Here is a 21,959-nt window from a genome sequence, read left to right on the forward strand (position 1 = left end):
CCTATTATGCCTGCATTATCATCCGATAAAATCCTTGAACTGGTCATCAATCATCCGATTGTACCGGTATTTTACCATGCCGACGCCGATCATGCCAAGAGCATTTTACAAGCCTGTTACGATGGCGGACTACGTGTGTTTGAATTCACCAACCGGGGCGATAAGGCATTAGCGGTTTTTACTGAGTTAGCGCAATACGTTCAGGAAAACTGCGCCGATATGGCACTCGGTATTGGCACGATTCTGACACCCGAAGATGCCGTAAAATTCATTGACGCCGGGGCGGCTTTTGTTGTACAACCTGTTACGACAGCTTCTGTCGGTGAAGCTTGCCGGGAACGTAACGTACCCTGGATGCCAGCGGGTTCTACGCTCAACGAAATTTACAACGCTACGTTACTGGGTGCCAATCTGGTGAAAGTTTTTCCGGGCAACGTAGTGGGACCGGGTTTTATCAAAGCGATTAAAGGGCCGATGCCATCGCTCAAACTGATGGTAACGGGCGGTGTTGAACCCAACGCCGAAAGCCTGAATGCCTGGTTTAAAGCGGGTGTAACCGCCGTGGGCATTGGCTCGCAACTATTCTCGGGAGATAGCGCTGACACAGCCGCCTTACGCGACCGTATCGCTACGTTGATGCAGATTGTTACACCGTTTATTCCACAGGCAGCATGAGTAAATCCGTTGGCAATTATCGCTGGACAATCGTAGCGCTGTTATTCTTTGCAACAACGATCAATTACCTCGACCGGCAGGTGGTTGGCTTGCTGAAGCCAACGCTTGAGAAAGAATTCAACTGGTCGGAAATTGATTATAGCCGTATTGTGCAGTGTTTCTCGGCTGCCTATGCTATTGGCCTGCTGCTGTTCGGTCGGTTTATCGACTACATTGGCACAAAAACGGGGTATTCGCTGGCCATCATTTTCTGGAGTCTGGCCGCTATGGCGCACGCACTGGCAGCCAGCACCGTTGGCTTCATTGTGGCTCGTGTTGGGCTGGGTCTGGGTGAGGCTGGGAATTTTCCGGCGGCTATTAAGACAGTAGCCGAGTGGTTTCCGAAGAAAGAACGGGCGCTGGCAACGGGTATTTTTAACTCAGGTGCAAATATCGGTGCCGTAATTGCGCCCATCGTTGTACCCTGGATTCTGGGTATTTATGGTTGGGAAATGGCCTTTATTGCTACGGGTGCCGTTGGGTTTATCTGGCTCATATTCTGGCATTTCGGCTATCAGATTCCTTCGAAACAGAAAAAGTTATCGAAAGCCGAATACGACTACATCCACAGCGATAACGAAACCACACCCGACGCCGTTGCCGATCACGGTAAGCCTGTATCGTGGGGCGTTTTGCTGGGTAAACGCCAGACGTGGTCGTTTGTGTTCGGCAAAATGCTGACCGATCCCATCTGGTGGTTTTTTCTGTTCTGGCTACAGGATTATTTCGCTACTACGTTTAACCTCGACACCAAAAAGCCGAACCTGTATCTGGCCGTTCTTTACACGCTGGTAAGTATTGGTAGTATTGGTGGCGGTTATCTTTCTTCCTGGCTGATAAGCCGGGGCTGGAGCGTCTGGAAAGCCCGTAAAACAGCTATGTTCATTTTTGCTTTGTTGGTTCTACCAGTTATTGCCGTCCGTTTTGGTCCCAGTATCTGGGGTGCCGTTGCACTGATTGGCTTAGCTGGTGCGGCTCACCAGGCATGGAGTGCCAACATTTTCACAACTGCGTCTGACATGTTTCCCAAACGGGCGGTTAGTTCAATTGTTGGTATTGGTAGTATGGCCGGGTCGATTGGGGGCATCATTTTTCCAGAGATTGTCGGTAGGATTCTGGATAGCTATAAGAAAGCGGGCGATGTGCAAAGTGGGTACGGCATCATTTTCCTGATGTGTGGCTCTGCCTACCTGCTGGCCTGGCTGATTATGCACTTGCTTACGCCGAAAATGCAACCTGTACTACTGGAAGAGTCTGGCTCAGAATCAGTTGCTTAATATTTTTTACCCTACTGACAAAATAGAACTACTTTGTCAGTAGGGTAAAAAGAAACATGAATACATAAAACCTATCAATAATCATTCCTCCTGACCTAAAACCTACATAATCTGTAAACTATCTATTCAAATATATAATCCTGCTAACTATTATGAATGTCCAGCAAATGGAACTCTCGGCTTCGCACCCGTTGGCCTTACCCGTTGGGGTCACTCTCGATCGGTACATCATGCACCGTCAAACGGCTTTCCCGTACGCAACAGGCGAATTGTCGCAGTTACTACGTGACATTGCACTGGCCGGAAAAATCATTCACCGGGAAGTAAACCGCGCTGGCCTGATTGACCTCACGGGCGGCATGGGCGTCCAGAACGTGCAGGGCGAGAGTCAACAAAAGCTGGACATGATTGCCAATATCCGGTTTAGCCGGGCGCTGAAAAACGGGGGCGAAGCCTGCGCCATTATTTCGGAGGAGGAAGAAGACATTATTTATACGGGAAATAACAACGGGAAATACGTAGTAGCCATCGACCCGCTGGATGGTTCTTCGAATATCGACGTCAACGTATCGATTGGGACCATTTTTTCCATTTACCGACGTATCACACCCATCGGTACCGAACCTACGCTGGATGATTTTCTTCAGGGCGGTCGTCGACAGGTAGCGGCTGGCTATATTCTATACGGTTCATCGACCATTATGGTTTATACAACCGGGCACAGCGTCAACGGCTTTACGTACGATGCATCGCTGGGCGAATATATCCTCTCCCACCCCGATATTCACAGCCCGACCAACGGACAGATTTATTCCTGCAACGATGGCAACGTAGAAGGTTATGAAGAGGGGGTTCAGGAATACCTGAATGGCTGCCGAAAGAAACAGCTTACGGCTCGTTACATCGGCTCATTAGTAGCTGATTTTCACCGGAATTTGCTCAAAGGTGGTATCTACTTATACCCGCCCACCCGCAATTCTCCGGATGGAAAGCTCCGGCTATTATATGAAGCATTTCCACTGGCATTTCTGGCCGAAAAATCGGGTTGTCTCGCTACGTCGGGCCATCAGGCAATTCTGGATATCAAGCCTCGGAATCTCCACCAGCGAACCCCACTTTACATTGGCGCACCTGCAATGGTAGAAAGCCTGATAGGTATGTTGAAATAGTGATTACCCAATACATTAATTACTCAGAAGTCCGTTTTCGATTGTGCAAACGGGCTTCTGAGTTTTATTGCCTTTACCGGGTCCATTGGTAACGAGTTTCTCGATAGTTTTCAGGCTTCTATACGATCTTTGCCGAGAATACGCGCCCGATGCTGCATGCCCCATTCACGTAGCGCATTAATAATGCTATTTAGCGAGCCGCTATATGCTGTCAGCTCATATTCGACCGTAACGGGCGTCGTGTTATAGACATTACGTATCAAAAACTCATTCATTTCCAGCTCCTTTAACTCTTTACTCAGAACTTTGGCCGTGATGCCGGTTACTACCCGTTGCAGTTCGCGAAAACGTTTCGGGCCAGTACTTAAGCCAATGATTATTGGGAGTTTCCATTTACCATTCAAAACATAGAGAGCGTCCTGCACTGCCTGTAAACTTTGCGTGCATTCATGAACGGTATGTGACCTTGCAATATGCAGGGCATTTGTGGCTTCTTCGAATGTACTCATAGATTAAAGGTAGTACGTAGCAGGGAATTAATAGTGTGGTATCTCAAAGGTAACCGCTATCCTTTTGTATACTGCTACCAAATGGATACTGTGTTTCCGTAGGTTTGTCTCAACAAATCGTAGCCACAACGGCTGCCTAAAATCGCTCTATCGATGAATACTCAAACCAAACGTATCCTTACCATCTTAGTCACAGCGTTGGCTGCTGGCATGGTCATTCTCAGTGGTATCTTCAAATTAACGCAATCAGCGGAGACTACGGAAATGCTCAGGAAGATAGGGGTTGGGCCTTATTTGCTCCTGCTAGCGGGTATGGAAATTGGCTTTACCTTACTTTATCTCTATCCCAAAACAATGAAGCTCGGCTTTATTCTGCTGTCGTGCTACTTTGCTGGTGCTATTGCAACGGAACTTTCACACGGAACGCCGTTCAACGCAGTTATGCCCCTTACGCTTATCTGGATCAGTGCTTTTCTACGTGACAAAACAATCTTTCTGCCAACCACAACGCAGGCTTGATTAGCAAAAGAAATTACCACCCCCAACTCCCTCCTAAAACAGGAGGGGCCGGGCCGATGCTTCGGTTGGAGGTGGTAATTTCAGCCAGTTATCCACAAATTCACTACTTTTTCCACAACTTATTCGATAGCACCCATAGCGCCCGCTCTGGCCAATGCCCTCTTTGCCGCTACAGGCAAGCGAATCCGTCAATTACCTATTCGACTTGACGAACTGACAAAACGCAACTGATCAACTTTAGCCTATATTCGCCGGAAATCCAATCGGCATGTTCGAGCTATTACGCAAGCATATTGAGAAGCGAATCGCTATCACAGACGAGGAATTTGCCGTAGCCGAGTCTCTTTTCCGACCGCAAAAGCTTCGAAAAAAGCAATTCCTGCTCAATCAGGGCGCCGTCTGTCTATATGAAAGTTTTGTGGTAAGCGGCTGTCTGAAATCATTTTATACCGACAAGCAGGGAACCGAACACGTACTACGTTTCTCCGTTGAAGATGGCTGGGCGGGCGATATCGACAGTTTTGCTCATGCCACACCAGCTTCGTTTAGCATTCAGGCTATTGAAACCACTACGTTACTAACGATCAACAAACCGGCACTGGCTCAACTTTATCAACAGGCTCCCCATCTGGAAACGTTTTTCAGGATATTAAACGAAAAAGCGCTCGTTGCTACGTCGCAACGGGTTATTGATACGTTGAGTACGTCGGCGCAGGAACGTTATGAACATTTTTTATCCACATATCCACATTTGGTTCAGCGCGTGTCGCTAAAAGATATTGCGTCGTACTTGGGCGTAACACCCATTTTTCTGAGTCGATTACGTCAAAAACGTTGATCCTGATACGTAGTATTTTCGAGCGATTTATAAACCTGGTTTAAGAAAATCGTCGAGACAACGCCGGAGGTTTGTAGCAACAAATTTCAATACGGCTATGAATCAGACTAAAATCTCCGCTCTCGATACGTTCTCGCTTGCCCACTATCCTCTGCAAAATCGATTTGTAGTCGCTCCCATGACCCGCCTGAGTGCTACGTCGGAAGGCGTGCCGACCGACGAAATAGGAACGTATTACGAAGCATTCGCTGAAGGTGGTTTTGGGGCCATCATCACCGAAGGCGTATATACCGATAACGTAGCGTCTATCTGCAATCTGAACCAACCCGGCCTTGTCACAAACGAGCAGATTCAGGGATGGAAATTGATAACCCAGCGTGTAAAACGACATAATTCTGTTTTCATCTGCCAGCTTATGCACGCCGGAGCGTTATCGGAAGTTATACAGAAACCGTTGGGGCCATCGGCCATTCAACCACTTGGCAAACCACTGACGCCCTCTAACGGAATCAGTGATTTTTCGATGCCCGTAGCCATGACCCAAGCCGACATAGATGCCACGATAGCTGGTTACGTTCAAGCGGCACGTAACGCCGTTGAAGCGGGTTTTGATGGTGTCGAACTACACGCTGCTAACGGCTACTTACCCGACCAGTTTCTGACGCATTACACCAATCAACGTACTGACAAATACGGCGGCAACGTAGTGAATCGGTTCCGGTTTATAGCCGACGCATTGACTGCTATTCGTCGGGCGGTTCCGGCTGGTTTTCTGGTTGGTTTGCGGTTATCGGAAGGCAAAGTGAATCATCTGGCGTATCGCTGGGAAGAAGGCGCCGAAATGGCCGAAGCTGTTTTTGGTGAAGTCCGAAAATCAGCACCCGATTACCTGCATATAGCGGCCGAGGGCGGAAAATGGCAACGCGAATGCATGTATGACGATGGCCGTTCATCGACTAGTATTGCCCGGCAGTTGCTCAATTGCCCGGTGATTGCTAATGGAGGTTTACACGACCCATCGCTGGCCGATTTTATCCTCAACGAAGGCCACGGCGACCTGCTGGCTATTGGCCGTTACGCTATTGCCAACCCTGATTTTCCGAAGAAAATTTCCCGCAACGAGCCAGTAACACCGTTTCACTCAAACATGATTAAACCCGATGTTACGTTAGCAAATACACAATCGTATTTGCTAACCCTATGTGCAAATGTATAAGATACTGAAACGATTAACGTCAACATCTTCAGAGTGTTTTGATGTATTGGATAACCGATTCAATATCTGACTCTGTAAGAATACCCGCAAATGAAGGCATTTCAGAACTGTATCCTTTCACCACCTTTTTGCCAGGTTCCAGAATAGACTGCTTCAAATAAGTTTCATCGACTATAATAGACGTACCGTCTGTAAACTCTCGTTTTGCACCAACTATCTTTCCAAGCGGAGGGCCATACATGCCTTCGGTTTTCAGGGCTGGAGAATGGCAGCCGATGCATCCTTTTTGCTGAAAAAGTTCAGCTCCTCTCGCTACAGACACTGGCTCAACAGGCGCTTTAGCCGGGAGTTTAGCGTTAGTTTTTATAACGAGATCTTCATCCTTCAGTAAAAAATTGTTTAAATCCAGCTTGACTAAGTCATTGACTGTTATCCAAATTCCATCCTCTATTCGCTTACCATCCGAGGCCTTTAGACTAAATTGTATTTCCATTTGTTCGGCCTTCCGCATATCACCCATGATCAGGAAAACTTGCTTTCCATCGCCTGACAAATGGGCTGACTGAATAAGTAGCTCTTCTTCGCCGGGCGTACCGTCCAGTTTATAATGGCCTGATCCGTATGCTTCAGTACGTCGGTAATTCCATCGTTTCACCTGAAAATTTTCGGGGCTAATGCTGGCTTTGTCTATTTTAGAATCGAATGAAAGTACAATCCCTTTGTCGCCCACCTGAAACCCATTCGTCATGTAACTAGGTTTACCCGTGTAACGTAGCCGAAGTAAGGCACTGATTCCTTTTGAGTTACTGGCGTAATTATTAAAACCGGCTATATAAAGCTGTCCATCCTTGGCATTCATTTCGCCTTTGATCACTGGTGAGCGATACGTTGCCGGAAGAAGCGTTACGCCACCTTGAACAGTTGGAGAAACTGGGTTCATTAGTACCCTGAAAATGCCAGGTCGCCCGAAGGAAAAATGTACCATCTGGTGGGTTAGCGGCCCCATTTTATCGGAATTGACCCATGTCTGACTGGCCCCCGAACGTTCGACGCCGTGCGGTATCCAGGCGATGGGCCGAGCAATTTCAGGCTCACGTTCACGATGCAACGTAACGGGGACACCGAAATAATCGTCTTTTTTTACGTGATAGATTGGTGTGGCCGGTACGTAGTTGCCTTGCTGATCGGAAGCGGAAATCAGTCCATTATCCCGGTTTATCCCAATATAAGGCATCCGTAAGCCCGTTGCCCAAACTGTCAGGTTTTTTCCATCGGGTGAAACTTTCAGGATCGAGCCACTGTGCTGAGTACTCGCCCGCCATTTATTTGTACCATAACCGGGTAGATAAGGTAACACCCCTTTAAAACCCGTGAGATGCCCGCCTTTGGCTATATAGAAATTACCTTGCCGGTCGGCAACCATATCGGCGGCCCATTCTCTGGTGCCGGTTGACTGCTGCATGAGGTTGCAGAAATTTTCATAAAAATCAGCCTCGCCATCACCGTTAAGGTCGTGTAATCGGACTATACCTTCTTTGGCATACACATAAACCTGATCTTTGTAAACATCTATGCTCATGGATTCGTAAAACCCAGATGCAAATCGTCGCCATTTTAACTTGCCCAGATTTTGGTCGATGCCATCCACGATCCAGATGTCTCCTTCATAAGTAGAAACGGCGGCCCTCCCGTCTGAGAAAAAACTAATGTCAGCAACACGGACGTTTCTTTTCCAAGGATTCGGTAACGGTAAGGTCAATACGTCGGTTACGAAAGCCGATGTATCGGGAGCCAAAACACCTTGGGTTACTACAGATTCCTGCCAGTGAGTGGGGCCTCCTTTTTGATAATCGGGCAATTGCTGTTTTTTAACTTTTCGGGCTAATTGGGCAAACTTATTTTGATCGACGGCGGCACCTTTCCAGCTTATAACCGTAAACTCCCGGATTTTATCCGATGCGGGTATTTCAACGACCATGTATCGATTGTCGAGCACTTTTACGGTTCCGGTTTCGCCTTTAAGAGCTACAGCCGTAACCGAATCGTGCGTCGTTCCCTGATAGATATAGCCTATTCCAGCTTTGCTTTCACTACGGGTGCTGTTCCGAACCTCCGCTACATTCAGGTAAAGCTTTTGGGTCGATTTTCCCACCCGAAAGGTTCGGGTAAACGCAATTTGGCCCTTTTGTAGTTCGCTGCCGGGCATTTCGAGAATGTCCGTTTCCCCGATGGTATAGGATAAAATTGCGGTTTTTTCATGCACGTAAACGCCTTTCCATTGGCCGATTTGAGCGGGGATTGGCCCCCAATATAGCCCCGTTGAGTTTTGCGATTGTGGCCTTACTTCCTGAAAAGCTGGAGTGTCACTCGACCATCCCGGATACATGCCCAAGGCTGTCTGAGGGCTGCCCGATACGTATGGAATCTCATTGTTATTCTTCTTGAAGAAATCTTTATACGATGCCTGCGCGGGCAAAACCATCGGCAGAAAGTTTCCTGTCCAGGATACCGACCAACGTAGCAAATCCATGTCAAAACAGGCGTAGGCGTTGTTGCCTAGCTGGAAAGCCAGTCCACGAGCCGTTACGTTGCCTTTCGGGAAGTTGTTTCCTAAATCCTGCGCATCCAGCGGCACGGTAATGTAGGGGAAGTCGGGTTCAGCGAATGAAGCCAGTTCCAGTTTCTCGAAATTGTTTTCCCGAATCGGGTCTTGATTGGTTTCTCTGATCGGTAGCTGGCCAGAACGACAGGCATACAATATATAGAGGATACCCAGCAACAGCGTGATGCCGAGTGTGATCCGTTTTTTTTCGTAAATCATCGTGTTTGCTACGTTAGCTTACGTATGATTGGATAATTTCATTTTTTGGATTGGGGAATATTTTCGACCCAATACTGCTTGACGTTCGACCGACTGCCGATACCGTAGCCATCACTAGCCTGAATCAATAGCCGTTTTGGAACAGTAGAATTGTACTTACCAATCACTTCCAGCGCCGAATAGGAATCAATGGCCTTCTGGATTTTATTCAGATAGATACCTCTGTCCCAATCAATTCCGTTTTTAGAGGTATACAAAACGAGATTCATTGGCTCTTCGCCCTCATTACCGCTACGTCCCGACATAAAATAGTAGTCGCCGATTTTATCGCTTAACTGGGCCGACCGTATTCGTTTCTCCAGATAAGTTGTTTTGATCTCAGACCACGTAGTGCCTCCGTCCTCGCTGATAATGTAAGGCAGGTTATGTTCATCTTCCTGATTGTATCCGTAAATAATCAGCTTACCGCCTTCGATGACATTGATGGCTGCGTAGTAGAAGTTCTCCTTCCAGGATCGCTTTTTGAATATGTTATCAGAGAGTTTCTGAAACGTTTTTCCGTTGTCGCGGGATGCGTACAGTGAGTATTCACCCATGCCCAGCTTGCCAATATAGACCGAGTAAACAACGCCGTTATGCACCACCGTACCGCCGTCGCTGTGGGTTAGTGAAACCTCCTCAATCGTCGCATTTTCGTCCAGTATTTTGGGTTCGTCCCAGCTTTGGCCGTTATCGTGGCTAACCATGTACAACGGTTTACGTTGCCACTGCATGGTGGTTCGGGGAGTTCGCTGGCTGATCATGGCCAGAATATCGCCATTGGGCAAGGTGACGACTGAAGAGACATAAGCACAGAAAAACGACAGGAAATCCCGGCTTTCAATCAGGTTTTTGTTTTGATCCCATATCTTTTTGGAATACTCCAGAATGACCGGTTTTTCCCAGGTTTTTCCACCATCACGAGATCGTTTGTATTCAGTCCAGCCAGCTGTGCCGTGACCATCCCAGATCTTCCCATTCGTATTCATGTAGAAGGCTAGAATATCGCCGTTTTTACACTCCGTGAGGGCTAATCCGACATGGCCAGATCGACCGGTTGCTTCATGATCTACGAACATAATCCCATCATTGGGCACACCTGCGGGTTTGAAGCTGAACGTATTGAGCGATACGCGCCGAATACAACGCACCGACAGACCCGCTCCTTTATACAAAACGCTATACAGTCCCGTCGAGTCAACTTCCGCTTCCCGATAACTCAGGGTTCGGTACCATGCCCGATTTCGTTCATGGGTTGATCCACTAGGTTCGGACGTAGCAGTCCAGAAGAAGGTATATTTTCCCAGATCGCCAAAGGCCCCATCTACGTAGCGTGCTCCGGCTGGCAGTGCCGAAAATCCTATCTGGTCGGTTCCACTCCCCGTCCCATCCCAACCGGTTTTGGCTTTCAGCTTTTTTGCTGAATTATTGCCCATGGCTTTCACCAATTCACGCCATTCTACGTTGGACGGGATACGCCATCCGTCTGGGCAAATGCCTCGTGGATCATTCACGGCAAACCAGTTGTAAAGTTTACCGTATTTCTTACCATTGGCGGGGTCATTGTTGTAATAACACCAGGCCGGTTTTCGGTCGAGCCACGCCCGTTTCCATTGGGCCTCCGTTCTCGCTTCAGGAATGGGATCGCCATTTCGAAAAACCGCTACGTCCAGATTAGTTGGAGCCCATTCCTGTATGCCAACCTGAATAGGCTTGCTAACCTGAGCAAAAGATAGCTGAGAAAGAGCCACACAACTAAGAAAAAAGAACGTACAGGTGAATACAATATAACTCCGTATCGCACAATGGCGATAGGTTATAACTTCGGTTATTTTCATGATTTAGAGTTTTATGCTCACGTAGTACCAAGCGATTCTCGTTGCTCGGTACTACGTGAGTGGCTCATCAAAATGCCAGCACGCTACGTTAATAGCCCGGATTTTGTTTGATGTTGGGATTAATGATGATTTCTGACGACGGAATAGGCCATAAATACTGCCGGGAAGCATCAAAACGTCTAGGAACCAGTTGCTTGATGAGTCCTTTATCGAAAAGGGCTTTCATATCAGGAAGACCGTCTTGGTCGATTTTGGGTGTTTCGCCAAAAAACCATAAGCCTTTTTTCACGACGCGCTCCCGCAATTCCGCAATATCCAGCGTACCATAAATCGGGCGATTCAGGGCTTTTTCGGCCAGCTTCCAGCGGATCAGATCGGGGTAGCGAAATCCTTCAAAGGCAAACTCCATCCGCCGTTCGATACGTAGCAATTTTCGCAAAGCAACCTGACTGGTTTCGGAAATGACTGGATATTTGGCTGTTTCGGTCAGTGTAGCGCCATAAGCTCGTGCCCGGACTTGGTTCATGGCATCTAAAACGGATTTATCAATCTCGTTTAGTTCGATTTTTGCTTCGGCATACATCAATAGCACGTCTGCAAATCGAGCGATGATATTATCATGATCTCCACCTACTGAAAGCCACTCCTTTTTTGCTTTTTTCTTCCATACCAGCGCATTATAGGAGCTAAATTGCTGAACCGCGCGGTTATCCAGATTCGATACTCGGAGGCCCGTTCCATAGTTCAGAACAGTCAGCGTGTCGGGGTGCGGCTCGAACTGAAAGTCAAGCCAGCGGGTGCCGAAGGGTACTATCGTTTCAGAAAGACGAGGGTCGCGATTTTTAAACGGTTTGCGGGGATCAAATAATGGTGATTTATCAATCGTCAGTCCGTCCGTGCAGAGATACGCCAACAGCAAATCCAGCGAAGGATTATGCGATGAATTGCCGCCTGCCGTTCGTGAAACGATGTCACGGAGATGTCCGCCACCCGGAAGCTGGGTGCTGAGCGTGACCGAACGAGGGAAATTGAAAATTGACTCGCTGGAATTGGGCGCGGTGTATATATCTGAATAGTTTTTCAGCAACGCATATACCCCAAGGTCCATACAGGCTTTTGCCGCATCACGGGCCACAGCATAGTCATGCATATACAGAGCTATTCGGGCTTTCATAACCAGCGCTGCTCCTTTGGTAGCATATTTATTCTCGGTATTTCCGTACGAAGTCGGCAGATTTTTAACGCCAAATTCATAATCCTCGTAGATCGTCTTCAAAATCTCTTTGCTGGATGTCCGGCCCATTTTGAACGCTTCGTCAATGGTCAGAATCTCGTTGTAATACGGCACATCGCCGAACAAAAAGATCAGCTCCGCATACTTTGTAGCGCGGGCAAATCGGGCGTTCGCAGCGTACCGGTTCAACTTCTCGGCCGTCATACTGCCAGCCGATTTCTGGATATTCAGCAAAAGTCGGTTTGCGGCTGCAATGCAACTATAGGCCCTTTCCCAGGTTTCAATGACGACACTCGATTGACCCGTGATCGTTCCTCCCGATAGTTCGGTAACTTCCAGCCGTCTTGTCCAGTCATCAGAATGGCGGTCGGTATAGGCGTTTTGAAAAAACTCATAGTTGTAAAATCGTCCACCCGCAAACAGGTACGAGACAGCCATATCGACTTCCGTTTCGTTGCTATACCAGGTTTCACTCGATCCCTCCGACAGTGGGTTCAAATCCAGTGGCGTACAGCACGTAACGGTTAGGAGTAAGAGTAGATAAATACTATTTTTCATGCCGTAAGACGGTTAAAAGTTGACGGAAAGTCCAAAGACGTAGGAGGACGTAATGAAATTCGTTGACCCTTCAGGATCGCGATCTTTGGGGAATTTTGATAGGGAGAACAGATCAGAGCCAGTCGCATAGATACGTGCCCGCTTAACGCCAATTCGTTCGGTAGCCGACTGAGGTAGCGTATAGCCAATTGCTACGTTCTTCAACCGCATATAAGCGCCGTTGAACAGCCAGAAATCGGAAAGGCTAGCGTAGTTGTTGGCCTGATAAAAGCCCGAAACTCGTGGATACTGCGCAGCCCGGTTTTGTTCGGCCGAATTATAGACACTCCAGTATTTGCCGTTCGTCAATTCGGGGATTCGCGTAACGGGTTGAACCCATTCCAGCGGCATCTGCACCGATTGCTTGCCAACGCCCTGAATAAATAGCGAAAAATCGAAGTTTTTATAACCCAGTTTCAGGTTAGCTCCGTACAGGTAACGCGCCAGCGATCCGCCTAACAGCACCCGATCATATTCTGGACTAATTTTTCCGTCGGGCACGCCATTGGGACCACTGATATCCACCAGCTTGATATCGCCCGCCTTGACGTTGGCGTTAATTTTTGGATACGTATTGAGTTCTTCCTGCGTTTGAAACAAACCGTCGGATTTATAGCCGTACCATTCGTTGAATTCGCTGCCTTCCCGCTTAATCTGATCGCCTAAAAACTGCGTTCCTTTCAGATCACCCATAATTGAGCGGCTATCAGTTATGTTAAACGAAGCACTGTAACGTAGCTGACCAATACGATCATTCCAGCCCGCTTCAAACTCCCAGCCGCGTGTATACATCTGGCCCGCATTCTGGTTTGGATTTGCCAGGCCAATGTATTTCGGAATTTCGAGTTCGAGCAGCATATCCCGGGTCGTTTTTTGGTAATAATCCATCACCAGATTCAGCCGGTTTCGAAAAAAACTCACGTCTAAACCTACATCATACGACTCGGTCGTTTCCCAACTGATATCCGAAATGGCGTAGCGGTTTACGGCTGCGGCCTGTAACGATGTAGGCGTAACACCACGATACACCGAAGAAGTAGTAAAACCAATTGTGGATTGGTAGGGGTAGTTATCACCAATACGTTCGTTGCCCAATACGCCCCAAGAACCTCTGAGTTTTAGCATCGTGAGCCAAGAGGCCTTTGCCATGAACGGTTCATCGGAGATTGTCCAGCCAGCCGACACTGACGGGAAGAAAGCGCCCCGATGGGCGGCTGCAAATCGGGAAGACGCATCGTAACGACCGTTGACCTGTAGGTTGTAGCGATTTTTGTAGTGATAGCTAACCCGGCCAAACCACGACCGATAGGCTAATTCGCTGGCACTGCCCGTATTGTACTGAAAATTGGCATTACCTAGATTCAGATAGGGGAATGAACTCAGCAAATAATTGTTACGTGTAGCCGAAAGGCTTTCATTACTGGAATAGAAGTTTTCGTAGCCGACAAGTGCGTCGACACCATGCTGACCTATCTCCTTATTATAGTTGGCCAGAAACTGCGTAATGTGCGAAAAAGCTTCCCCTCTTCCTTCTACCAGATTGGTCGTAGCGTACCCCTGAACGTAGCCAGCCACAAAATTCGGGTTGTCGAACGTAGTGTACGGAATCGCCTTTGAGAAATCCTTGTCGCTGGTTACGGTATAGGTAGGAGAAAACATACCGGTTAATTTCAGGCCATCAAATGGTTTGAAATCCAGACCAATACGTCCGGAAAACGTATTTTCGTTATTCTTGATAAATCCTCCCTGCGTGATTTGAGCATACGGATTAGCACCCGATAAGCCTTCGGCGATACGTCCATCAGACCACAGGGCCGGATAAATCACGCCCGGCGGAATGGTGTTGGGCGTAATGATGGTACGGGGCCGATCATTCATAGCGCGAATGCCATTTATATCGACGATACCGGAAAGCTGCTTGCTGATCTGGAAATCATTGTTCACCCGAAACGTAATCCGGTTATAACTTCGACCGGGATAAATGCCCTCTACTTTGGCATAATCGAAAGCCGCCTTCGTGCGGATGTAATCGCCACCAGCCGTAAAATTTAAACTATGATTTTGCCGGGGAGCACTTTTCCTAACCAACATACCAAACCAGTCGGTATTGGGGTATTTGTCGGGATTCTCTCGATTCAATTGGGGGTAGTTGGTAACGAGATCTTTGGGGAACAGCGAATATTCAAAGGCGGGCTGGTTTCCGTTATCGTTCCAGGTACGCTCGTTATAAGTGCGCATATACGTTTGCGCATCAACTTCCCGAGGAATACGGGTGGGCGTTTCAATGCCGTATTCATAATTATACGTAAAGCTGGGTTGCCCTTTTGCCGCCCGTTTGGTCGTTACCAGAATTACACCAGCTGCCGCCCGTGATCCATAAATAGAAGCCGAAGCGGCATCTTTAAGTACCGAAATGCTCTCTACATCATTTGCATTGACCCGATCCAGACTGCCGGGAACGCCGTCGATAATAACGAGCGGATCGCTGGTGCCGATGGTAGTAATGCCCCGAATCCGAATCGTAGCCGATGCATTTGGTTCACTGCCAGTTCGCGTTACGCGTAAACCTGGGACTGTACCCTGCAAGGCTTGAGATAACTGAACCGCGTTACGTTCCGCCACAATGTCGCCTTTTACCTGACCTACGGCCCCCGTCAGATCGCTTTTCTTCTGAGTACCATATCCGACAACGACCACCTCTTCCAAGGATTTGTCGTTGGCAATCAGCTTCACGGTCAATACCGTTTGTGCGCCAACCGCAATCTCCTGCGTGTTATAACCAACGTAGCTAAAGACCAATACCGCCGACTTATCGGGTACCGCCAGCCGAAAAGCGCCTTCTTTATCGGTTGTAGTTCCCCGTTGGGTGTTTTTCATTAGGATGCTGACACCCGGCAACGCTTCGTTTTTTTCATCGACAACAGTACCGGTAATCACTACGTCGTCGGCGCTGGTCGAAGCCAGATGGGGCGCTTCTTCAGGCAAACGACTTCCTGTCGGTTGTTTATGCAGAACAATATAGCTACCCGCCACCCGATACGTAATGTTGAGCGGTTTTAGTAGTCGGTCGAGCACCTGCTCCAGCCGGTCGTTCTCTGCCCGAACGGACACCCTGTTCGACGTAGCAATCAGTTGTGGTACGTATGAAAATTTGATCTTGGCGGCTTTCTCCAGTCGAGATAGCGCCGTTTCGAGATCTTTATTTTCCAACTGAATGGAAATAGTACGGTTTAGCAATTCCTGGGCGGTTACATCTCGGGCGAGTGTTAATCCCGTAATGACGGTCATTAGGAATAACTGTACGCAAGTAATTTTCATGACCTGATACAGAAAAGGGGAGTAATCCCACGGTTTATTCATACTTTTAATACTGTTTTTGTTAAATGATTCAGAAAAAGAAGGCAAAAACAAGCCCTGCCCCGGTTTCTCAGGGGGATCGAATTCCAGGAAAATTGGGGAGGGCAAACGAGTCGCCGGGTTATCTGGGCAGGCATGGTCGCAACATGACGGCTCCGATCCGGCGATTTTTGTTTGAGGTATGTACTACGTTTGCTTCATATAGTAGAGGGTTAAGTGAGTTAAGGTTTAGTTTAAGGTGGGTTCGCAACCGTTTCCGGCAATGACGATACGTGTTCCCCAGACTTCATAAGTGGCCCCGATTGTCTGACAGATAATATCCAGCTTCGTAAATAGCGGTTCATCGCTGAGGGGTACCGTCAGGTTGCAGTTTTTCAATACGTTATCATCAAACTGGATGGTCACTCCATACGATTTTTCTAGCTTCTGAAATACCTCCGTAATCGGTGCATTCCTGAAAACAAAGTACTGGTTGTTGTCCGGTTTTCGTATAAGTGTTGGGTTTTTGACCAGACTTGCGGTGAGTTGCTCGCTGGTTTTGTCAAAGACAACTTGTTGATTAGGAGTCAGCAGAATTTGCTTGGCGATACGTTGTTGACTTTTCTGAGCAGCTTTCAAGGATGTTAACGGGAAAACGGCCACTTTTCCGGTGTGCACAACCACAGTTACCCGATCCACATTGTTCAGAGCTTTTACCGTAAAACTCGTTCCGACTACCTGAGTCACTAGCCCATTTGCATAGACCATAAAGGGCTTTTGCGGATTTTTTGTGACCGTAAACGTAGCTTCGCCCGTCAGAAATACATTCCGAGATAGCTCGCTATTCATACGGGCCGAATACGTTACCTGAGCGGCTGGCGCTAGCTTAATCTGGCTACCATCGGGTAAGTCAATCTGTTTAAATCCTGTTTCTGTGTTGATGATTTTCTGAAGATCGGCAGGCGTTTGGGCTGCGAATGGTAGCTCGGCCTGTTCGCGAGTGCTTTGCGTTGTTAGCCAGATACTCCAGCCAAGGCCAAGCAGCACAACTATAGCTGCTGCAACTCGCCAAGCCGAGGCCCAGCGGCTTCCTTCCCATTGGAAAGTGCTACGTTGCTGAGCATCTTTACTAGCCAAAATGCGCTGGATTCCCTGTTCGACTTCGGCCTCGGAAAAAGTCTCCTGCTGTTGCCAGGATAGAATAAACTCCCTTGCTCTCTCCAAGTCGACTTGTTTCTCCGGGAAATCATCAACAATACGTTGCCAGACCGTTACGTCGACGGGCGAACCGGCTCGTACCCACTGTTGGAACTCATCGTCTGCCAGAAATTCCTCGAACCCATAATGCTTATACGATTTCATGGCAGAATTACATTGTCTTATGCTTCTGCTATAATGATCCGTTTTCGGTCAGAACGTAATGAAAAAAAATAGACTTTTTTTGAATCAGTTTATAAACACCTGACTTTTAATAAGTTTCGAGAAGGTAAGATTAGCGCAAGAAGCTGTATAATGCGATAAGAAGAAAGCCCCAGTGTTCGCGAATGGACTTTAGCGATTGGGATAACAGGTTGCGGACGGCCTGTGGTGAAATCGCCATTACGTCGGCAATTTGCTCGTGGGTAAGTGCTTCGAAATACTTAAGGTGAAGAATTTCTCGTTGCCTTCTGGATAATTGGCTTAAAGCAAGTTGCAACCGAGACTGATTCGCTAGTATGGTTTCCTGTTCGATCAGGCTGTTTTCAATAAAACTGTCACTGATTGGTTCCTGATTTTGCCATTCGTCGGGCAAGGATTCCTGATTGGAATTTTTTTGTAGGTATTTGACGATCTGATGCTTAAGCGATTTAAACAGATATGGTTTCAGGTGATTAACGTCAGGATTTAGAAACGTGCGTCGTTCCCAAAGATTCAGAAATAGATCATGAACCAAGTCCTGTAGAATGTCCCGATCTTTTATGAAATGGAGCCCATAATCGAGCAAGGATTTATAATAGGCACGTAGCAACTCTTCAAAGGCGTTGTTATCTCCTTTTCGAAAAGCAGCCCATAAAACTTTATCCTCGTCAGTCACGAAATACAGTAGCAAATTCCACGTATCACAAATGTATCGACAACTTAGATAAAGAGAAATAAATGCTAAAATATTTCAAAAACACTCAGACTACTTAAGCAGGAGTGAAACGCTACGTTAAATCTTTTAAATGGACATAGCTGACTATTTCGCTACGTTCCCTCCTGCTTTCGCTTAGTCAACAACACATTCACTTTACTTTCTTTTTACCAGAAAGAGCTGCTTTTAGTCCGGTAAGTGGATTTAGGCCGTGTTTTCCGGGTGTCAGCCAGGCACCTTCTCCATTTTCGTTCCAGGCGTAGAGCAGGCCAATACGTTCCTGCGTCAATGACGAATCATGCGCGTTCATCCAGTTGAGCAAACCGCTTACCGATTGTTGAACCGACTGAGCCGAAAATCCGGTGAAATAGGGTCTCTCCTGGTATTTATTTTTCTCATTCGACCAGGGGCGCGGGTCCCAGCCCATTGTCGATACGGGGATATAAGGTTTCTTCGCTACATTACCCAGCTTACTCCACAATTGCTGTTCGGCCGAATGCAACGTATCGATAGGAATTGCCTGATTAGGTCCTTTAAAACCTACACTGTGATAATTATAACCAGTGATAATGTCTGCGCCAGAACTTTCGGCTTTTGCTATGCCATCGGGCGAACCGGCACAAATGGCGATTGATGCGCCGGGTAATCCTGCTTCAACGGCTCGCTTCCGTAGCTTCTCAAAAGCTGCACTGACCGCTTCCGGTGAGCCAAAATTTTTGATCAGAGAGGTAAACTCAAAGAAAATGAGTAGGGGTTTATTAGCTACCCGCATGTACTGAGGATGCTTAAATTCGGCCAGCCAGATATCGGTAAGTTTTTCCCAGTTTTCGGGTCCTACATCAAAACCGCCATGGTTGGCAACCAACAGGCAGTATTCCAGCTTTTTAACATTCTTCGACTGTTTGTATAATCCTAATGCTCTGTTTTCGGGTAGTTCGTCGATCGTGCGGCCATTACGATGGTACCAGCAAAAACTGAAAAACGAAAGGCCGGAACTGGCTGCCAATGCAATTTGCTCGTCAACGATCTCCTGCTTACTCGTTACCCATCCCCACACCGGCTCCCGGTCGGTATAGTTGGTTTTTAGGTCGTCGGTGATGTGGAACGTAGTGCCGCTCCAGCCGTCAAAATAATACGCGCCAATTTTGTTTTTGCCTTTTTGGGCCAGCAGTTGATTTCCGGTAAAAAAGAGAGCTGCTGCGAGCCAAATGGTCAGAACAGATCGTGAACGTAGTGAGTGCATAGAGGTACGGGAGAGATGTGTTAACAATGATTTTACTTATCGTTTTAGTGCACGTTCCTCGCCTTGTTTAATCAGGTCGACGCCTTCCAGCACAAACCGGGACGTATCGTCTTTGGTCTTCTTATAAAACGGCGAATACATGCTGGCCGAAACGGTCTTTTTGTCCATGTCGAAGGAGAGTAACCGGATGTATCCTCCGCCCAGATCTTCGTTCTGGTAGTTCTGGAGAATCTGGTAGATTTTGTTGCCGTTTTCACCGGTATCTACTTTCAGTGCCGAACTCATTACGTGTCCGCTCAGCACAAACCGGATATTGGCGTATTTCTTAACCAGCCGGTCATACACAACCTGCGGGCTAAAATCGCCATATCCGGCGTTACGTGTGTCGATCTCTCCTTTCGTGGTTAAGTGGTAGTGCGTGAGAATGATTACGTTGTAATTGAAATACTCCTTGATAATATCGCCCGCCCAGTTGATCGGCCCCATTCGCGGGCAAAATTCCAGACTGATCACGAGCCAGTTGGTTTGGCCCACTTTAAAGGTGTAATACGCATTGTCGCTCTTATCCGATTCGTAACGACCGCGCTGGTGCGTAAACCGACGGACGGGAAAGTATGAATTGAACTTATGCGTTTTTCGCAAGTTCTGATTTACATTGCCCGGAGCCGCACTGCCACTGTTGAATCCAACCGCTTCCGTATCATGATTTCCCAACGTAATGGCATACGGAATATGGTGCGCGTCGAATACGTCGAAACCTTTGCTGGCAACTTCGAAATGGTCGTAATTATCGAAATTAACGACATCGCCCACGTGTAAAACCATTGGAATATTGAGCGAATCCTTATGGTCTACCACCCATTTGATCCGGCTGTCAAACATGGCGTGGTTACTACCAACTTCGCTCTGCGTATCAGGAAAAACGGGAATGGTAAACTTTTGCGCGTATGCGCTGGCAAGGGTAAATAGACCGACCAAAACGGCCAAAAAGAATCTGAATATCATGTTAAAATCTATTTGTAAGTAAGTACTGTGGTCACTTTAGTTCTGCGTAAAACCCCACCCTAAATCCCTCCCCCGTAGGGAGGGACTTCAAAAAGCTAGTTGGTAAAGTCCCTCCCTACGGGCTAATCTTGTAGGGGTTTTGAGAATCCTAGTTAAACCAGTCGACAAATCAGCTTTTTTTACCCCTAAATCCCCTGAAGGGGACTTTGCTCGTGCTTGAAAAAAGTCCCCTTCAGGGGATTTAGGGGTAAAAAAGCCACCTAATTAAGATGGTCACACCACCACGTGAAACCCCTACAAGATTAGCCCTACGGGGGAGGGATTTAGGGTGGAGTTTTGAATCAGTAGAAGTACAGCGTCCTTATTTTTTCTGCTCGGCGGAAACCTCGCGGACAACCTTCAGATAGTTTCCAGTTGGGTCAGCTTTGGTCGGAACCAGATAGCCGCCTTCTCCTAGTTCGTTCCAGGCGTAAACCAATATCATTCGTTCTTTAGGCGTCTGTTCCGGGTGTGTATCCATCCAGGAAACAGCATCGTTCAGGAACGTTTTGAACTGTTCGGGCGTACGACCGGTATAATACCAGCCCTGTTTGGCACCCCCTTTTCCGTTACCGCTGGCGTCTTCCCAGGGACGTTTATCCCAACCCACAATCACCGTCGGGATATAAGGTTGTTGCGCCGATCCTTGCCACTTGTTACGTTGTGCGTCGGCCAATTCGCTGTAGGGATGTTCCTGTGAACCCGCCGAATAACCCGGAATAACGTTGTAGTGGGTTGTTACGTTAAAGTTCTTCCCCGCCGTATTCCCGCACCCGGCAATCGTCAGTCCAGACAGTGCGCTTTTCTGGGCTACCTCCTGCATTCCAACAAGGTCAGCGTTTTCGATTCCTTTAGCATTGAAAACAACCACCAGTGGTTTAGAATCAACTTTAACGTATTGCGGGTCATTGAAATACTGCATCCAGTGCTCGGTTGCTTTTTGCCAATTTTCAGTACCGACAATTTCAGCCCCCTGATGATTCGCAACAAGAAGTGCAAACTTGATCCGGTTTTTATTTTTCGCCTTCAGATACCGCTGCATACTTTCATGCTGAGGCAGACTTGCGATCTTTTCCGGATTGAATGGCCCATTTGCATCGCGCCAGTACCAACAGAAGAGAAAAAACTCGATGCCGTTATCAGCCGCCAGATCAATCTGACGTTCCATAATTTCCTGCGAATCATTGCGCCAGCCCCATACGGGTTCCCGGTCGGCAAATTCATTCAGCATTCGTTTGGTAACCTGCCGAGGTGCATTTTTCGCCCAGGGTTCGTTCGGGTCGTTGGCTTTGGGATTTTTACCGCCCCACCCATCGTAATAATAAGCGCCAACGCTGATCGGTTTCTTTGCCGTTTGGCCATACAATTGAGCTACAATCCCGCTTAGGCAAGCCAATAAGACTCCCAAAAACAATCGTAGCGATTGATTTTTCATAACGTTAAATAAAAAAT

General features: G+C 47.6%; 16 protein-coding genes. 6 read left to right on the forward strand and 10 right to left on the reverse strand.

What is annotated here, in order from left to right:
- The first annotated feature begins 6 nt into the window (after positions 1-6).
- The 3 genes from ACYVD4_RS01085 to fbp all read left to right on the forward strand — a co-directional run bounded on the left by ACYVD4_RS01085 (position 7) and on the right by fbp (position 3,160).
- On the forward strand, positions 7-675 hold the full coding sequence (locus tag ACYVD4_RS01085) for a beta/alpha barrel domain-containing protein (protein ID WP_460941763.1): 669 nt from the start codon (positions 7-9) through the stop codon (positions 673-675).
- Positions 672-1,991 (forward strand): MFS transporter, encoded by a 1,320-nt coding sequence (locus ACYVD4_RS01090; protein WP_460941764.1) that lies wholly within the window; start codon positions 672-674, stop codon positions 1,989-1,991. Before ACYVD4_RS01085 ends, ACYVD4_RS01090 begins: the two co-directional genes overlap by 4 nt.
- 167 nt (positions 1,992-2,158) lie before the next feature.
- Entirely contained in the window at positions 2,159-3,160 is a 1,002-nt protein-coding gene (gene fbp, locus ACYVD4_RS01095; protein ID WP_460942968.1) for a class 1 fructose-bisphosphatase, read from the forward strand.
- Positions 3,161-3,270: 110 nt separating this feature from the next.
- Here fbp and ACYVD4_RS01100 read toward each other — a convergent pair whose 3' ends face one another.
- Positions 3,271-3,669, reverse strand: coding sequence for a winged helix-turn-helix transcriptional regulator (locus ACYVD4_RS01100; protein ID WP_460941765.1), 399 nt, complete (start codon positions 3,667-3,669; stop codon positions 3,271-3,273).
- A 153-nt stretch (positions 3,670-3,822) separates the two neighbouring features.
- Between ACYVD4_RS01100 and ACYVD4_RS01105 the strand changes: the two genes are divergently transcribed.
- The 3 genes from ACYVD4_RS01105 to ACYVD4_RS01115 all read left to right on the forward strand — a co-directional run bounded on the left by ACYVD4_RS01105 (position 3,823) and on the right by ACYVD4_RS01115 (position 6,242).
- Positions 3,823-4,188 (forward strand): DoxX family protein, encoded by a 366-nt coding sequence (locus ACYVD4_RS01105; RefSeq protein WP_460941766.1) that lies wholly within the window; start codon positions 3,823-3,825, stop codon positions 4,186-4,188.
- 268 nt (positions 4,189-4,456) lie between these two features.
- Positions 4,457-5,026, forward strand: coding sequence for a Crp/Fnr family transcriptional regulator (locus ACYVD4_RS01110; protein ID WP_460941767.1), 570 nt, complete (start codon positions 4,457-4,459; stop codon positions 5,024-5,026).
- Positions 5,027-5,123: 97 nt separating this feature from the next.
- A complete protein-coding gene (locus ACYVD4_RS01115; RefSeq protein WP_460941768.1) occupies positions 5,124-6,242 on the forward strand; it encodes an oxidoreductase in 1,119 nt (372 codons plus the stop codon).
- 28 nt (positions 6,243-6,270) lie between these two features.
- On the opposite strand, the gene ACYVD4_RS01120 is transcribed toward ACYVD4_RS01115, so the two are convergent.
- From ACYVD4_RS01120 to ACYVD4_RS01160, 9 genes are all read right to left on the reverse strand, one after another.
- Positions 6,271-9,063 carry a DUF6797 domain-containing protein gene (locus ACYVD4_RS01120; RefSeq protein ID WP_460941769.1) on the reverse strand — a complete coding sequence of 931 codons (2,793 nt, stop codon included), beginning with the start codon at positions 9,061-9,063 and terminating at the stop codon, positions 6,271-6,273.
- 38 nt (positions 9,064-9,101) lie between these two features.
- Entirely contained in the window at positions 9,102-10,940 is a 1,839-nt protein-coding gene (locus tag ACYVD4_RS01125) for an FISUMP domain-containing protein (protein WP_460941770.1), read from the reverse strand.
- An 88-nt stretch (positions 10,941-11,028) separates the two neighbouring features.
- Positions 11,029-12,732, reverse strand: a complete 1,704-nt coding sequence (locus ACYVD4_RS01130) for a RagB/SusD family nutrient uptake outer membrane protein (protein ID WP_460941771.1) — start codon at positions 12,730-12,732, stop codon at positions 11,029-11,031.
- Between the two features lie 12 nt (positions 12,733-12,744).
- Complete coding sequence (locus ACYVD4_RS01135; protein ID WP_460941772.1) at positions 12,745-16,131, reverse strand: TonB-dependent receptor; 3,387 nt, start codon at positions 16,129-16,131, stop codon at positions 12,745-12,747.
- A 225-nt stretch (positions 16,132-16,356) separates the two neighbouring features.
- Complete coding sequence (locus tag ACYVD4_RS01140) at positions 16,357-17,469, reverse strand: FecR family protein (protein WP_460941773.1); 1,113 nt, start codon at positions 17,467-17,469, stop codon at positions 16,357-16,359.
- Between the two features lie 130 nt (positions 17,470-17,599).
- On the reverse strand, positions 17,600-18,181 hold the full coding sequence (locus ACYVD4_RS01145) for an RNA polymerase sigma factor (protein ID WP_460941774.1): 582 nt from the start codon (positions 18,179-18,181) through the stop codon (positions 17,600-17,602).
- Between the two features lie 190 nt (positions 18,182-18,371).
- The gene (locus ACYVD4_RS01150; RefSeq protein WP_460941775.1) at positions 18,372-19,463 is read right to left on the reverse strand and encodes a glycoside hydrolase family 99-like domain-containing protein; all 1,092 of its coding nucleotides are present in this window, start codon (positions 19,461-19,463) and stop codon (positions 18,372-18,374) included.
- Between the two features lie 36 nt (positions 19,464-19,499).
- Positions 19,500-20,468, reverse strand: coding sequence for a metallophosphoesterase (locus ACYVD4_RS01155; protein ID WP_460941776.1), 969 nt, complete (start codon positions 20,466-20,468; stop codon positions 19,500-19,502).
- A gap of 361 nt (positions 20,469-20,829) precedes the next feature.
- Positions 20,830-21,942: a glycoside hydrolase family 99-like domain-containing protein gene (locus ACYVD4_RS01160; protein WP_460941777.1), complete on the reverse strand. Its 1,113-nt coding sequence runs from the start codon at positions 21,940-21,942 to the stop codon at positions 20,830-20,832.
- Positions 21,943-21,959: the final 17 nt, after the last annotated feature.

The organism is Spirosoma daeguense (genome assembly GCF_054776875.1).